The 15,348-nt window shown below is 65.4% G+C and carries 15 protein-coding genes; 13 read left to right on the top strand and 2 right to left on the bottom strand.

Features of this window, described 5'->3' with window-relative positions; translation table 11 throughout:
* Positions 1-162: 162 nt before the first annotated feature.
* On the bottom strand, positions 163-465 hold the full coding sequence (locus S58_RS04965; RefSeq protein ID WP_015664149.1) for a hypothetical protein: 303 nt from the start codon (positions 463-465) through the stop codon (positions 163-165).
* 189 nt (positions 466-654) lie between these two features.
* Between S58_RS04965 and S58_RS04970 the strand changes: the two genes are divergently transcribed.
* From S58_RS04970 to S58_RS05015, 10 genes are all read left to right on the top strand, one after another.
* The gene (locus S58_RS04970; RefSeq protein ID WP_015664150.1) at positions 655-1,134 is read left to right on the top strand and encodes a hypothetical protein; all 480 of its coding nucleotides are present in this window, start codon (positions 655-657) and stop codon (positions 1,132-1,134) included.
* A 216-nt stretch (positions 1,135-1,350) separates the two neighbouring features.
* On the top strand, positions 1,351-2,313 hold the full coding sequence (locus S58_RS04975) for a TAXI family TRAP transporter solute-binding subunit (protein WP_015664152.1): 963 nt from the start codon (positions 1,351-1,353) through the stop codon (positions 2,311-2,313).
* A 136-nt stretch (positions 2,314-2,449) separates the two neighbouring features.
* Positions 2,450-4,543, top strand: coding sequence for a TRAP transporter permease (locus tag S58_RS04980; protein ID WP_083938792.1), 2,094 nt, complete (start codon positions 2,450-2,452; stop codon positions 4,541-4,543).
* Positions 4,540-4,914 (top strand): DUF1850 domain-containing protein, encoded by a 375-nt coding sequence (locus S58_RS04985; RefSeq protein WP_015664154.1) that lies wholly within the window; start codon positions 4,540-4,542, stop codon positions 4,912-4,914. Before S58_RS04980 ends, S58_RS04985 begins: the two co-directional genes overlap by 4 nt.
* Before the next feature lie 22 nt (positions 4,915-4,936).
* Positions 4,937-5,737 carry an SDR family NAD(P)-dependent oxidoreductase gene (locus S58_RS04990; protein ID WP_015664155.1) on the top strand — a complete coding sequence of 267 codons (801 nt, stop codon included), beginning with the start codon at positions 4,937-4,939 and terminating at the stop codon, positions 5,735-5,737.
* Positions 5,738-5,807: 70 nt separating this feature from the next.
* The gene (locus S58_RS04995) at positions 5,808-6,578 is read left to right on the top strand and encodes a tetratricopeptide repeat protein (protein WP_015664156.1); all 771 of its coding nucleotides are present in this window, start codon (positions 5,808-5,810) and stop codon (positions 6,576-6,578) included.
* A gap of 105 nt (positions 6,579-6,683) precedes the next feature.
* Positions 6,684-8,066, top strand: a complete 1,383-nt coding sequence (locus tag S58_RS05000; protein WP_042338777.1) for a tetratricopeptide repeat protein — start codon at positions 6,684-6,686, stop codon at positions 8,064-8,066.
* 119 nt (positions 8,067-8,185) lie between these two features.
* Entirely contained in the window at positions 8,186-10,090 is a 1,905-nt protein-coding gene (locus tag S58_RS05005; RefSeq protein ID WP_015664158.1) for a propionyl-CoA synthetase, read from the top strand.
* Between the two features lie 82 nt (positions 10,091-10,172).
* Positions 10,173-10,457: a hypothetical protein gene (locus tag S58_RS05010; RefSeq protein ID WP_015664159.1), complete on the top strand. Its 285-nt coding sequence runs from the start codon at positions 10,173-10,175 to the stop codon at positions 10,455-10,457.
* A gap of 184 nt (positions 10,458-10,641) precedes the next feature.
* Positions 10,642-11,373, top strand: coding sequence for an OmpW/AlkL family protein (locus S58_RS05015; protein WP_015664160.1), 732 nt, complete (start codon positions 10,642-10,644; stop codon positions 11,371-11,373).
* 331 nt (positions 11,374-11,704) lie between these two features.
* On the opposite strand, the gene S58_RS05020 is transcribed toward S58_RS05015, so the two are convergent.
* Positions 11,705-12,400, bottom strand: a complete 696-nt coding sequence (locus tag S58_RS05020; protein WP_015664161.1) for a DUF1013 domain-containing protein — start codon at positions 12,398-12,400, stop codon at positions 11,705-11,707.
* Between the two features lie 265 nt (positions 12,401-12,665).
* Here S58_RS05020 and ispH point away from each other — a divergent pair, with 265 nt between their 5' ends.
* From ispH to rnhA, 3 genes are all read left to right on the top strand, one after another.
* Entirely contained in the window at positions 12,666-13,634 is a 969-nt protein-coding gene (ispH, locus tag S58_RS05025; RefSeq protein ID WP_015664162.1) for a 4-hydroxy-3-methylbut-2-enyl diphosphate reductase, read from the top strand.
* Positions 13,635-13,792: 158 nt separating this feature from the next.
* Entirely contained in the window at positions 13,793-14,767 is a 975-nt protein-coding gene (locus S58_RS05030; protein ID WP_015664163.1) for a homoserine kinase, read from the top strand.
* Positions 14,764-15,228: a ribonuclease HI gene (gene rnhA, locus S58_RS05035; RefSeq protein ID WP_015664164.1), complete on the top strand. Its 465-nt coding sequence runs from the start codon at positions 14,764-14,766 to the stop codon at positions 15,226-15,228. Before S58_RS05030 ends, rnhA begins: the two co-directional genes overlap by 4 nt.
* Positions 15,229-15,348: the final 120 nt, after the last annotated feature.

A 15,348-nucleotide genomic window follows, 5' to 3' on the forward strand; every position in this document is an offset into this window, starting at 1 on the left:
GGCAAGCCTTGGCGTCGCATCGCGACGCCGAGGCGCCGACCCGGGACCCATAGCCACCGGCCGTCGTGATTGCGAAGAACGTAGCTCCAGCGTGCTCAACAACCGGGGGGCGTCGGTTATGGCTCCTGGCTTCGCCAGAGCGACACCATCGATCGGGCGTGCTCACTCATCGGCGCCGAACGAGAAGCTGCCGTCGCCTTCGAGATAGGGCGCCGTCCGCATGTAGAGCTGGCCGTTCTGGCCGAGGAAGAACAGCGTGCCCTTCGGTACCTTCTTGGCGCCCTTCAACAACATGTCGGCGTTCTTGGTGCCCATCTTGTAGGCGAGCGTCTTGCCGTCCTTGCCGTAGGCGTAGCCCATGCTGGGCTGCAGCTCCCACGGCTCCGGCGGTGCGGCGCGGCTCATGCTGGTCAACGCGCACAGCGCACCGAGAGCGATCAGGGCTTTCAGAACCAGGCTCTTCATGTCCTCCTCCAATCGATTTCGTTTTCGAACAAATCGCGAACATTGTTGCGGTGTCACATGATTGCGGTGTCAATGTCGTCCCGTCGCAGCGCATGCGATCGTTTCCGCATTTCCACTCGCTCATCTCGCGATTATCCTGCAGCGTGGTTTAGAAACATAGGGCAAGAAATCACTTTGGGGATGATTCGGATGAGCCTCGTCACGAAGATCGGTTGGGTTGCGGCATTGTCGCTGGTGACGTTGGCCTCCGTCGCCCGGGCCGACGACTTCAAGCTGTCCAACAACCAGCGCATCGCCTGCAGCCGCGGCCTCTCTGCGGGCAAGCTCAATACGGCCATCTGCAAATCCTACGCCTACCTCTTCAACGTCAAGACCTCCGAATATTTCCGCTGCCAGGTCTCGCTGTCGCTGACCCGGGACAACAAGGAGGTCATCAACGTCCAGACCGATGGCGGCTGCACCAAGAAGCCGCGGGTGTTCGACACCGATTCGAAATACGAATTCGACGCCACCGAGACCGAGCCGGCGAACACCAACTCCTTCTTCGGCAATGGCGGCTACGCGATCTGGGTGGCGGACACGACCCAGCAGAAGGTGCGCGGCTGCATCACGATCTCGTCCGGGCTCGGCTCCGACATCTCCAAATGCCTCGACATGACGTTCCAATGAGGGCGCAGCCCGATTGAAGCATCCGCCCCTGGGGACGCGCTGGCCGAACCTCGCGGCGAGGAGCGAGGCACCGTCAATGCAAGGTTGATCGGCGCGGCCGCGTTGTTCCAGACAATGCGGCGGGCGCTCGGCAGATGGCGGCCCGCCAGCCATTCGGATGGGTTGACCGCGCGCCTGCATCCGTCCAATTTGCCGGCAAAATCAATGGGAGGACCAATGCGTTTTTCGAAATCCTTTGGCACTGCAACCGGTCTCATTCTGGCCGCGGCCTGCGTGCTGGCAGCCCCCGCGGCGCGGGCGCAGAGCTTCATCAACGTCCTGACCGGGGGCACCTCCGGCGTCTATTATCCGCTCGGCGTCGCGATCGGAAAGATCTACGGCGACAAGATCCCCAATGTGAAGACCCAGGTGCAGGCGACCAAGGCCTCGGTCGAGAACCTGATCCTGCTGCAGCAGGGCCGCGGCGAGATCGCTTTTGCGCTCGGCGATTCCCTGAAGGCTGCCTGGAACGGCGAGGAGGAGGCCGGCTTCAAGACCAAGCTCGACAAGCTGCGCACGATCGGCGCGATCTATCCGAACTACATCCAGATCGTCGCGACCGCCGAGTCCGGCATCAAGACGCTGGCTGATCTCAAGGGCAAGAGCCTGTCGGTCGGCGCGCCGAAGTCCGGCACGGAGCTGAACTCGCGCGCGATCCTGGCGGCCGCTGGCATGAGCTACAAGGACCTCGGAAAGGTGGAGTATCTGCCCTTCGCCGAATCCGTTGACCTGATGAAGAACCGACAGCTGGGCGCCACGCTGCAATCGGCCGGCCTCGGCGTCGCCTCGTTGAAGGATCTGTCGACCTCGTCGCCGATCACCGTGGTGTCGGTGCCGAAGGAGGTCGTCGACAAGATCGGCGCGCCGTTCGTTGCGGCGATCATCCCGGCCAACACCTATACCGGCCAGGACAAGGACGTGCCCACGGCCGCGGTGATCAACTATCTCGTCACCAGCTCGGCGGTGTCGGACGATCTCGCCTATCAGATGACCAAGCTGATCTTCGAATCGCTGCCGGAGCTCGCCAATGCGCATGCGGCCGGCAAGGAGATCAAGCTGGAGACGGCGGCGCAGGACAGTCCGGTGCCGCTGCATCCGGGAGCGATCCGCTACTACAAGGAAAAGGGCATCCTCAAGTAAGGGGGCTGCTCGTCTCGTTTGCGATCGACTGCGCGGGAGACCCTTCCGCGCAGTCTTGTCATTCAAAGTGGTTGCGGCCGTGGTCGGCAATGCCTGACGACGCGTTGGGGGGATCATGACGATTGAAGCCGTGAACATGGAAACGCCTGTGAAGGTCGAGTTCGACAATTTCGAGCACGGCTTTCCGGAGGGCTTCGGTCCGGGCCGCTGGGGCTACCTCGCCTATGGCATCGGGCTCGCCTTCGCGCTGTTCCAGCTCTACGTCGCCGCCTTCAACTATCTGCCGAGCCAGGTCGTGCGCGGCGTCCATGTCGGCTTCCTGCTCCTCTTGACCTTCGGCCTGATCGGCAACTTCACCGCCAAGACCGATGCGGGGCGCATCGCCGGCTGGACCATCGGCGCCATCGGCTTTCTTTGCGGGCTCTATCAGTGGATCTTCTATGCCGACCTGATCGCGCGCGATGGCGATCCGACTCGCGTCGATCTCGTCGTCGGAACCTTGCTGGCCGTGCTGATCTTCGAGGGCACGCGGCGGCTGATGGGGTTGGCGCTGCCGCTGATGTGCGGCGCCTGCCTGCTGTACTGGTTCTTCGGCCAGTATCTGCCGGCGCCGCTCAACCATCGCGGCTATGATTTCGATCAGATCGTCACCCATCTGTCGTTCGGCACCGAGGGCTTCTACGGCGTGCCGATCTACGTCTCGGCGACCTACATCTTCCTGTTCATCTTGTTCGGCTCGTTCCTCGAACATGCCGGCATGATCCAGCTGTTCACCGACGTCTCGCTCGGCCTGTTCGGCCGAACCCGCGGCGGCCCGGCCAAGGTCGCCGTGTTCGCTTCGGGCATGATGGGCACGATCTCCGGCTCCGGCGTCGCCAACGTCGTCACCGTCGGCCAGTTCACCATCCCCTTGATGATCAGGTTCGGCTATCGCCGCGCCTTCGCGGCCGGCGTCGAGGCCACCGCGTCGATGGGCGGCCAGATCATGCCGCCGGTGATGGGCGCGGTCGCCTTCATCATGGCCGAGACCTTGGGTGTCGACTACTCGGTGATCGTCAAGGCCGCGGTGATTCCGGCCATCCTGTATTTCGCCTCCGCGTTCTGGATGGTGCACCTCGAGGCCGGCAAGCACGGCCTGACCGGGATGAAGCCGTCTGAAATTCCGAGCGCCTGGAAGGCGCTGGTCGAGCGCTGGTACCTCGTGCTGCCGCTGGCCGCGCTGGTCTACATGCTGTTCGAGGGTTTCACGCCGCTTTATGCGGGCTCGATGGGCCTCGCGCTCACGGTGGCGCTGATCCTGGGCACCTCGATCACGATGGGCTTCTCCAACCAGGTGCTGCGCTACGTATTCTGGATCGGGCTCGCGCTCGTGGTCGGCGCGCTCTCGCGCAACGGCCTGCAGATCGTGCCCGTTGCGGCCGTCGTCGTCGCGCTCGTCGTCCTCACCAGCTTCGTGCGCGGCGGCATGGGCACCTTGCACGCCTGCCGCGACTCGCTGGCCGAGAGCGCGAAGTCGGCGCTGACCGTCGGCATGGCCTGCGCCATCGTCGGCGTCATCATCGGCATGATGACCCAGACCGGCGTCGGCTCGATCTTCGGCGGCTGGGTGATCGGCCTCGGCAAGACCAGCCTGTTCGCGGCGCTGATCATGACCATGCTGCTGTCGATCCTGCTCGGCACGGGCATTCCGACCATTCCGACCTACATCATCACGGCGGCGCTGGCAGCACCCGCGCTCGCCAAGCTCGGCGTGCCCTTGATCGCGAGCCACATGTTCGCGTTCTACTACGGCATCATGGCCGACCTCTCGCCGCCGGTGGCGCTGGCAGCGCTCGCGGCAGCGCCGATCGCCAAGGAGAACCCGGACAAGATCGGCTGGGAGGCGATGCGGATCGCGCTGGCCGGCTACGTCATCCCCTTCATCTTCGTCTACTCGCCGGCGCTGATGCTGCAGGCCGGTGACCCGATGGAGGCGCAACTCGGTTTCCTCGGCGCGGTCGCCTATGCGAGCGTCAAGGCGCTGATCTCGATCGCGCTGTTCGGCATGGTCGCGATCGGCTTCCTGTATGTACGCATGACCGTGATCGAGCGGCTGCTGGCGTTTGGCGCATCGGTCTGCCTGCTCGGCGAATTCCCGTACAGCGACCTCTTGGGTTTCGCGCTGGCCGTCGCGATCGTGGGATGGCAGTGGCGACAGCGGCCGCCGTCCGCCGTGGTGGCCTCCGCTTGAGCCTCTGTCTCGCGTCATCAGGTGTGGTCAAGGCGCTGGCGCTCGTCGGCTTCACTCTGGCCTGGACCCATTCGGTCGAGAAGACCGCGTGGCAGGAGGACTGGCGCGTCACGCCTGAGGGGCTCGAACTGCTGCAGGCGCGGGTCAAGGGCTCCGGGGCCGGCATGGAGCCGCCACCGGAGGCGCGGCTGGTCGACGGCTGGTTCCAGTGGCAGCCACAGCGCGGCCCGCTGTCGCGGATCGTGCTCGCCAATTCCGGCGTGGCCGGGGAATGGCGGGTTTGCGCCGAGGGACAATGCCGGACGGTCTCCGAGATCTTCGGCCATGATATCGGCGCCGCCACGATCACGATGAGCGCCTGTAACGAATAACGAACAGCGACGGGAGAACGCGATGCATCGTCTCGAGGGCAAGGTGGCGCTGGTGGTCGGCGCCGGATCGATCGGGCCGGGCTGGGGCAATGGCAAGGCCACCGCCGTGACCTTCGCGCGGCAGGGCGCAAAAGTGTTCTGCGTCGACCGCAACAAGGACGCCGCGGCCGAGACCGCCTCGATCATTGCGGGCGAGGGCGGCCAGGCCGCGGCGTTCACCGCCGATGTGTCGAAAGCGGCCGAGGTCGAGGCCATGGTGAAGGCCTGCCTTGCGGCCTATGGCCGCATCGACGTGCTCGACAACAATGTCGGCATCGCCGAGATGGGCAGCGTCGTCGACGTCGAGGAAGCCGAGTGGGACCGCGTGTTCGCGGTCAACCTCAAGAGCGCGTATCTGGCGATGAAGCACGTCATTCCCGTGATGATCGGGCAGGGCGGCGGCTCGATCATCAACATCTCCTCGGTCGCCTCGATCCGCCAGGTCGGCATCTCCTATGTCAGCTACGGCGCCAGCAAGGCGGCGATGAACCAGATGACGCGCACGACCGCGGTCGAGTTCGCGGCCAGGCATGTCCGCGTCAATGCGATCCTGCCCGGCCTGATGAAGACGCCGATGGTCGAGCACTCCGCGGGATTGGCTGCGAGCTACGCCAAGGGCGATGTCGAGGAGATGTGGAAGAAGCGCGATGCGCAGGTGCCGATGGGGCACATGGGCGACGCCTTCGATGTCGCCAACGCCGCCCTGTTCCTCGCCTCCGACGAATCGAAATACGTCACCGGGATCACGCTGTTGGTCGATGGCGGGCTGACCTGCCGCAGCTAGGCCGAGCCGATTGCATCGCGCCGCCGCCTGCGTCATACCCTTACAGGGGCGATTTCATCGGGACGTGACGATGCAGCCATGCCGCTTTGGAGCGGTCATCCTGGTCTTGTTGTCTGCGTGGCACGTCCTGCTCGCGGCGGAGGCGCATGCCATCGGCGCGTCCGAGCCGGGCAAGGAGCCGGTGGTGGACGCCGGGCCCTGCCTGTCCGCGTCTGAAGCCCGTGACGCCGACAAGGTGCTCACCGAATGCGGCGCGCTGATCGACAACACCAAGGTCGCCAAGAGTGACCGCATCAATGCGCTGATCGCGCGCGCTTCGATCTTCATCACCAGGGGCGAGCCCGATCGCGCGATCGCCGACTACGACGTCGCCCTGCAGCTCGATCCTTCGCTCGCCAACATCCTGAACGCGCGCGGCGAACTGTATCGCAAGAAGGGTGACCGTCCGAAGGCGCTGGCCGATTTCGCCGCGGCGCTGCGGCTCAATCCGGATCACGCGAGCGCGCGCAGCAACTATCACACGCTCGCCGTCGAGCTCGAGCGTCTCGGCGCCCAGATGGCGGTCGCCGGCCGGCCGAGCTTCAATTGCGCCACGGCGCGGCGGCCCGTCGAGAAGGCGATCTGTGCCGATCCCGAGCTCGCCAATCTCGATCGCGAGATCGACGGCTCGCAGGCCCGGGTCGTTCGCGAGGCTGCCGGGCCGGCCGCCGCGCGTGCCCTGCAGCGCGAGCAGGATGCCTTCATAGCGCAACGTAATGCCGAATTCGGCCGCGCCGGCTACGATCTCAAGAAGGCGATGCAGGACCGCCTGCGACGGCTGAACGGCGCCGACGGCTATTGACCACCGGCCTGGCGGCTTGAACCGGGTTTCGGCCGGAGACGACAACGGGAGAGACCAGAATCTCTCAGCCCGTCCCGATCGAAGATCCAAGCCGAGCCCACGCCGATGCATGCTCTCGTTCATTCGATTTCGCCCCGCTCATCTTACCGTGCGCTCCGGCTTGCGGCCGGCCTCGTCGTTGCCCTCGGTACTGTGCCCGCGTTTGCCGCGGACACCGAATGTGCCCTGGGCAGCAAGGCGGCGCCGGCGGAGCTGATCAGCGCCTGCACCGCCGCCATCGAGCAGGCATCGCGTTCGCCGAGGGATCAATCCGCCGCCCTGGTCGCGCGCGCCGACGCCCATGCTCGTATCTCCGGCGGCCTGACCCAGGCCCTGAAGGACCTCGACCGCGCCATTGCGCTCGACGGTAAGAATGCGCGCGCCTACCGGCTGCGCGGCGACCTCATGCGCGAGGCCGGCGGCGATGCCGGCAAGGCGACGGCCGATCTCAGCATGGCGATCTCGCTCGACCCCAATGATGCCGAAGCCTATGAGCTGCGCGGCGTCGTTTATACCGGCCAGCGCCGGCTCGATCGCGCCTTGGCCGACTATGACCAGGCGATTCGCCTGAAGCCGGATTATGCCCAGGCCTATGCCGATCGCGGCGTCGCGTTCTATCTGCGCGGTGACAACGAGAAAGCGGTGCGCGACTACGATGAGGCGATCCGCCTCGATCCCGATCGGCCGCGCACCTTCACCAATCGCGGCGCGGCCTACAAGAAGCTCGGCGAGATGGACAAGGCGCTCGCCGACGACAGCGAGGCGATCCGGCGCGATCCGAAAGTGCCGGAATATTACGACAATCGCGGTCTCACCCACGCTGCCATGAAGGACTACGACAAGGCGATCGCCGATTACGACCAGGCGATCAGGCTGCAGCCGAAGCCGAACTTCCTCACCAACCGCGGCGATGCCTATCAGTTCAAGAACGAGCTCGGCTCGGCGCTCAACGACTACGACGCGGCGTTGCGTCTCGATCCCGGTTTTGCGCTGACCTACAACAACCGCGCCGTGCTGTTCAAGAAGATGGGCGAGCGGGCCAAGGCGCTGGCCGACTACGAGGCGGCACTGCGGCTCGATCCCGGCAACGAGAACGCGGCCAGTGGCCGCCGCGTCATGATGGCCGAGATCAAGACGTTCGGTGCCGAACCGCAGCGTCCCTTGAATGCGCCGTCGGAGCGCAGCGGCCCGTCGTTCGATTGCGCCACCGCCGCGCGCGAGGTCGAGAAGGTCATCTGTGCGGACCCCCAGCTGTCGGTGTTGGATCTCGGCATTTCCGAAAGCTACGCCCGCCTGCTCAAGTCCTCCCGTGGCCGCGCCGCGGCCGAGCTGCGCAGCACGCAGCGCGACTTCCTCGCCCAGCGCAATGCCCGGTTCGGCAAGCCCGGCTACGACCTTCGTCTAGCCCTGCAGCGGCGTCTGGACACGCTGCGCGACGCAGCGCATTGATCCGCCCGGGAAAATGACCGGAGCCCAGGTTACGCCTGATCTGGATCAATTCATGACGGCTTGAACTGTCGCTTTGTCCCGTGACAATAGTCGGGAATAAACACAGCTGGGGAAACGTCATGAGCGCTGCGAGCCGCTATCACGAGGTCCATGCCCGATCGCTGCAGGATCCGGAGGGGTTCTGGGCCGAGGCTGCGCGTGCGATCGACTGGATCGAACCCGCGAAAAAGATCTTCGATCCCGCGATGGGCGCCTATGGCCGCTGGTTTGCCGGCGCCGTCGTCAACACCTGCTACAACGCGCTCGATCGCCATGTCGCCGCCGGCCGCGGCGAGCAGCTGGCGCTGATTCATGATTCGCCGCTCACCAATTCGGTTACGCGGCTGACCTATGCCGAGATGCTGAAGGAGGTGCAGACTCTCGCCGCCATCATGCAGGATTTCGGCGTCGTCAAGGGCGACCGCGTCATCCTCTATATGCCGATGGTGCCGGAGGCGATGGTCGCGATGCTCGCCTGCGCGCGCATCGGCGCGGTGCATTCGGTGGTGTTCGGCGGCTTCGCCGCCAAGGAGCTCGCCACCCGCATCGACGATGCGACGCCGAAGCTGGTGCTGTCGGCGAGCTGCGGCATCGAGCCCGGCCGCATCGTGCAGTACAAGCCGCTGCTCGACCAGGCGATCGAACTCGCGGACAACAGGCCACAGGCCTGCATCATCCTGCAGCGGCCCGAGCATGTCTGCGAGCTGAAGCCCGGCCGTGATTACGATTGGGCCGCCTTGCGCAAATCCGCGCTCGTCAACGGCAAGCTCGCGCCGTGCGTGCCGGTGCTGGCGACCGATCCACTCTACATCCTCTATACGTCAGGTACGACCGGCAAGCCGAAGGGCGTGGTGCGCGACAATGGCGGGCACCTGGTCGCGTTGAAATGGTCGATGGAGTACCTCTACGGCATCAAGCCTGGCGAGGTGTGGTGGTGCGGCTCCGACATCGGCTGGGTGGTCGGCCACAGCTACATCATCTACGGCCCGCTGATCCATGGCGCGACCTCGGTGATGTACGAGGGCAAGCCGGTCGGCACGCCCGACGCCGGCGCGTTCTGGCGCGTGATCGCCGAGCACAAGGCCGTGGCGTTGTTCACCGCGCCGACTGCGTTCCGCGCCATCCGCAAGGAGGATCCGGAAGGCACGCTGCTGCGCCAATACGACCTGTCGCAGTTCCGCACGCTGTTCCTGGCCGGCGAGCGCGCCGATCCGCCGACGGTGGAATGGGCCGAGCAGCAGCTCAAGGTGCCGGTGGTCGACCATTGGTGGCAGACCGAGACCGGCTGGTGCATCGCCGGCAATCCGGTTGGCCTCGGGCTGCTGCCGGTCAAGCACGGCTCGCCGACGGTCCCGATGCCTGGCTATCAGGTCGACATCGTCGACGAGGCATCGAAGCCCGTGCCGGCCAACACCATGGGCTCGATCGTGATCAAGCTGCCGATGCCGCCCGGCTGCCTGCCGACCTTGTGGCAGCAGGAGGACCGCTTCAAGGAATCCTATCTCAGCGAATTCCCTGGCTACTACAAGACCTCGGATGCCGGCTTCAAGGACGAGGACGGCTACGTCTTCGTGATGGGCCGTACCGACGACATCATCAATGTCGCCGGCCACAGGCTGTCGACCGGGGGCATGGAGGAGATCCTCGCTTCGCATCCGGATGTCGCCGAATGCGCGGTGCTCGGCATCAAGGATGCGATCAAGGGCGAGGTGCCTTGCGGCTTCCTCGTGCTCAAGGCCGGCGTGTCGCGCAGCCCCTCCGTGATCGAGAAGGAGATCGTGGCGCTGGTGCGCGACAAGCTGGGTCCCGTCGCCGCGTTCAAGCTCGCCATCACGGTCGGCCGCCTGCCAAAGACGCGGTCGGGCAAGATCCTGCGCGGCACGATCAAGAAGATCGCCGACGGCGAGCAATGGAGCATGCCGGCCACGATCGAGGATCCCAAGGTGCTCGACGAGATCGGCGAGGCACTGAAGAGCCGCGTCTAGCTGGCGTGGGCGTGATCGCGCCCGGGGTTGACCCGGGCGCACATTGTCGTCAAGCAACGGCCGAGGACAGCCTGATTGACGAATGGAACGCTCGATGCGACAGACCTCCGCCCGCCTGGCCCTGGTGCTGATGGCCGTGCTTTCGCTTAACGCGTGCGCCTCGCGCAACCAGGGTCCCGCGGTCGCTCTCGGCAATGATGACGACGACGCGGTCTGTCAGGCCGGCGGCAAGGTCGCGCCGGGCTCGCCGGACTATGTGGCCTGCCGCAAGGATCGGGACGTGCAGCGGCAGCGGGCCGAGGCGCGCGCCGATCGCCGGCAGCGCGATCTCGGCGAATACATGATGAACCATCCCGACCGGCCCTGATTACGGTTGCAATCGCCTCTCATGGCGCGTGACATTGGTGCAACAGTCGCGTGACTTCGGCACTGCAACCGTACCGATTGATCGAGATCAAATCCAAGCGAACGGCGTCCCTGCCACACCTGTGACCGCAAGAGCGCGGCTGTGCCCGCGCAAATGTAGCTCAAGTGTGGCTATGGGGACATCGATGAACACAATATTGAAACTCTCGTCGTCGCTGCTGGTGCTGGCAGCGGTCTGCGGAGCCATGAGCTCCGCGCAAGCCGCCGACCTGCAGGCGGCGCCGGTCTATACCAAGGCGCCGGTGGTCGAAGCCTGGAATCCCTGGATGATCCGCGTCCGCGCGCTCGGCGTGCTGCCGGATGCCGGCGGCTCCACCGTGAACGTGACCGGGGTGCCGGCGCTGTCGTCGCCGAATTCCGGCCTGTCGATCTCCAACTCGGTCGTGCCCGAGCTCGACATCAGCTACTTCTTCACCAAGAACATCGCGGCTGAGCTGATCCTCGGCGTCACCCGGCATTCGATCAGCGGCACCGGCACGCTGAACGGCCTCAACATCGGCAAGTCGTGGCTGCTGCCGCCGACCCTCACTTTGCAATATCACTTCACCGATTTCGGCGCCTTCAAGCCCTATGTCGGCGCGGGCGTGAACTACACGGTGTTCTACAATCAGAACGCCGCCAATCAGGTGTCGAACGGCCTCGCCGTCACCAACCTGCATATCTCCAACCAGTGGGGCGCGGCGGTCCAGTTCGGCTTCGACTACATGCTCGACCGGCATTGGGGCCTGAACGTCGACGTCAAGAAGCTGTGGCTGCAGCCGAACTACTCGGCGACCGTCAACGGCGCGATTCCGGTGTCCGGCCGGGCCAACATCGATCCGTGGCTGGTCGGCGCCGGCGTTACCTACAAGTTCTGATTTTTGGAATTCCTCCCAAGACTGCCATGGCGCCGGCATCCCCGGCGCCATTTTTTTTGGGAAGACGTCCGTTTGTTGCGATTTGAGTGAGACAGGAGCCTCGCGTCTCCCCACCGCTGTCGTCCCGGCCTTGAGCCGGGACCCATACCGCGTGATGTCCGAAAAGGGCAGGCGGCCCGTTCCGCGGATTTCATTGAATTTGGTGCTATGGTCCCGGATCTGCGCCCACCGCCGCTGCGCGTCGGTGGGCTTGTCCGGGACGACACCGGAGATTGTTCCCGCGCATCGGCGCCGGGATCGAGAGAAGATAGAGCCGCGGACGACGCGCGTCCTACTCCTCGTCCTCGTCGTGCTTCTTGCCGCCGATGGTCTTGAGCTTGGCAAACACGGCGTCGACGTTGAGGTCGTCGGAATCGCGGCCCGCCGGCTCGTACTCGTCCTTGCGGGTGGTCTCGGAGGCCGGCAGCAGGGTGGCGCCGCTGTAATTGGCGTCGAGCGGCTTCTCCTTGGCGGCGCGCTGCACCTCGAAGTCGAGTTCGATCTGGGAACACAGGCCGAGCGTCACCGGGTCCATCGGCGTCAGCGTCTGCGCGTTCCAATGGGTGCGGTCGCGCACGCTGGCGATCGTGGTCTTGGTGGTGCCGACCAGGCGCATGATCGAGGCGTCCTTGAGCTCGGGATGGTTCCGCACCAGCCAGAGGATGGCGCTCGGGCGCTCATGGCGGCGCGACACGGGGGTGTAGCGGGGTCCCTTGCGCTTCGGCTGAGGCGGCAGCACGACCTTGCTCTCCTGCAGCCGCAGGCGGTAATTCGGGTCGCGCTCGGCCTTCTCGATCTCCTCACGGGTGAGCTGCCCGGTCGAGATCGGATCCATCCCCTTGATGCCCTGGGCCGCGTCGCCGTCGGCAATGGCGCGCACCTCGAGCGGGTGCATCTTGGTAAAATCGGCGACCTGGTCGAAGGTCAGGGCGGTATTGTCGACCAGCCACACGGCAGTTGCCTTCGGCATCAGCGGGGCGTTGCTCATGGCAAATCTCCTTTGTGCTCCGCCCCGGCCCTGGGGCGAAACCTGTGGTCATCGGCGATGACGGGAATTGGCCCTATATAAGCCGTCCCGGGGGCGGGGCGCAATGGCCTCGCGAGAACGGCCTTGACAGCGCTCGAAAGCAGTCCCAAGTCCTACCCAAACGAGCTCTAGCTCGAAGCCGTGACGTCTCGACCGCCCCGAACGCCGGCCCGGGATTTTTCGGTCGCCGCAACAAGCCGCACAGATCAGGCCAATAGATCAGCCCATGGCAGCCAAACCAGACCTCAAAATCGTGCTTTGCTCGCCGCGCGGCTTCTGCGCCGGCGTGGTGCGCGCCATCGACACCGTGGAACGGGCGCTCGCCATCTATGGCGCCCCGGTCTATGTCCGCCACGAGATCGTGCACAATAAATACGTCGTCGACAGCCTGAAGACCAAGGGCGCGATCTTCGTCGAGGAACTGGCCGAGATCCCCGACAGTACCAACGCACCGGTGGTATTTTCGGCCCATGGTGTGCCGAAATCGGTCCCGGCCGAGGCCCAGTCGCGCAATTTCTTCTCCCTGGACGCGACCTGCCCGCTGGTCACCAAGGTCCACCGCGAGGCGGCGATCCACTTCAAGCGGGGACGCGAGATCCTGCTGATCGGCCATTCGCACCACCCGGAGGTGGTTGGCACCGTCGGCCAGCTGCCCCCCGGCGCGGTGACCCTGATCGAGACCGCCGAGGATGCGGCGACCTTCACCCCGAAGGACCCGAACAACCTGGCCTTCGTCACCCAGACCACGCTGTCGATCGACGACACCAAGGACATCGTCGCGATCCTCAAGGGCCGTTTCCCGAACATCTCGGGCCCGCACAAGGAAGACATCTGCTACGCCACCACCAACCGCCAGCTGGCGGTGAAGAAGGTGGCACCGGTGGTCGACGCCCTGATCGTGGTCGGCGCGCCGAATTCGTCGAATTCGCAGCGCCTGCGCGAGGTCGCCGAGCGCGAAGGCTGTCCGATTGCGGTTTTGGCGCAGCGTGCCAGCGACATCGACTGGGCGCGCTTCGAGGGCATCACGAGCCTCGGCATCACCGCCGGCGCCTCGGCGCCCGAGGTGATCGTCGAGGAGATCATGGGCGCCTTTGCCGAGCGCTATGTGCTCCACGTCGAGACGGTCTCGGCGGCCGAGGAGAACGAGTTTTTCCCGCTGCCGCGGTCGTTGCGGCCGGAAGCCGCTGCCGAGTAACGGCCCGCGCCGCGGCCGTTGTTTTCGGCTCAGAGGCGGCGCATCGGTCTTGAACGATGCGCCTGCATGCGCGATGAAGGGCGCAAGGAGCCTCCCTGGCGACGAAGTTCGCGTCGGGGGAGGCGGGGCCAAGCGAACTTCGAGAACCAGGATAGCGCATGGCGGTCTACACTGACGTCGCCGCCGACGAGCTTGCGGATTTCCTCAAGACCTACGACATCGGCGAGTTGCTCTCCTACAAGGGCATCGCCGAGGGCGTCGAGAACTCCAACTTCCTGCTCCACACCACCAAGGGCTCGTTCATCCTCACGCTCTACGAGAAGCGCGTGGCGGTGGACGATCTGCCGTATTTTCTGGGGCTGATGGCCCACCTGGCCGAGCGCGGCGTCAACTGTCCGCAGCCGGCGCGCAACCGGGACGGTGCAGTGTATTCGAGCCTGTCCGGCCGTCCCGCGGCGATCATCAACTTCCTGGAAGGCCTATGGCCGCGCAAGCCGAACGTCGCGCATTGCGCCGGCGTCGGCGAAGCACTGGCGCGGATGCATCTGGCCGGGCGCGACTTCCCGCTGGTGCGCAAGAATCCGCTCTCGGTCGCGGGCTGGCGGTCGTTGTTCGCCCAGGCGGCCGATCGCGCCGATACGGTGCAGGCCGGCCTGTCTGCGCTGCTGTCGACGGAGCTCGATCTGCTCGAACGCGCCTGGCCGACGCATCTGCCGGAAGGCGTCATCCATGCCGACCTGTTTCCGGACAACGTGTTCTTCCTCGGCGACAAGCTCTCGGGACTGATCGACTTCCCGTTTTCCTGCAACGACATCCTGGCCTACGACGTCGCCATCTGCCTCAATGCCTGGTGCTTCGAGGTCGATCATTCGCTGAACGTCACCAAGGCGCGCGCCTTCTTCAACGCCTATGGCCGCGCGCGGCCGCTGTCGGACGCCGAGCTGGAGGCCCTGCCATTGCTGGCGCGCGGCGCCGCGATCCGCTTTTTGCTGACGCGGCTGGTGGACTGGCTCAACGTGCCGGCGGGCGCGCTGGTGAAGCCGAAGGACCCGCTCGAATATGTCCGCAAGCTGCGCTTCCATCAGAACGTCGCCAGTGTGCGCGATTATGGCATCGGCGGAGCCGGGGCGTGAGTGAGCATCCGGTCGTCAGCATCTACACCGACGGCGCCTGCTCGGGGAATCCCGGTCCGGGCGGCTGGGGCGCGATCCTCCGCTTCGGCGACAAGGAAAAAGAGCTCAAGGGCGGCGAGCCGCACACGACCAACAACCGCATGGAGTTGATGGCCGCGATCTCGGCGCTGGAAGCGCTGAAGAAGTCGTGCCAGGTCGAGCTCTACACCGACAGCCAGTATGTGCGGCAGGGCATCACCAGCTGGATCCACGGCTGGAAGCGCAATGGCTGGAAGACCGCGGACAAGAAGCCGGTCAAGAATGCCGAGCTGTGGCAGCGGCTCGACGCGGCGCTGAAGCCGCACAAGGTCAACTGGCACTGGGTCAAGGGCCATGCGGGGCACGCCGAGAACGAGCGTGCCGACCAGCTCGCGCGTGATGGCGTCGCCATGGCGCGGATGCAGAAGAACGTGCGGCAGTAGCGCACACCTCGCCGGCTCTCGCGGCTGGGATTCAGGCCGTCTGTATGAAGTCGATGTGACGCGCCGTGCTGCACGGCTCTTGGGGAGCCCGCCGGGAATCTCGGGTGTTGCAATTCTCGC

The organism is Bradyrhizobium oligotrophicum S58 (assembly GCF_000344805.1).
GTDB classification, from domain to species: Bacteria; Pseudomonadota; Alphaproteobacteria; order Rhizobiales; family Xanthobacteraceae; genus Bradyrhizobium; species Bradyrhizobium oligotrophicum.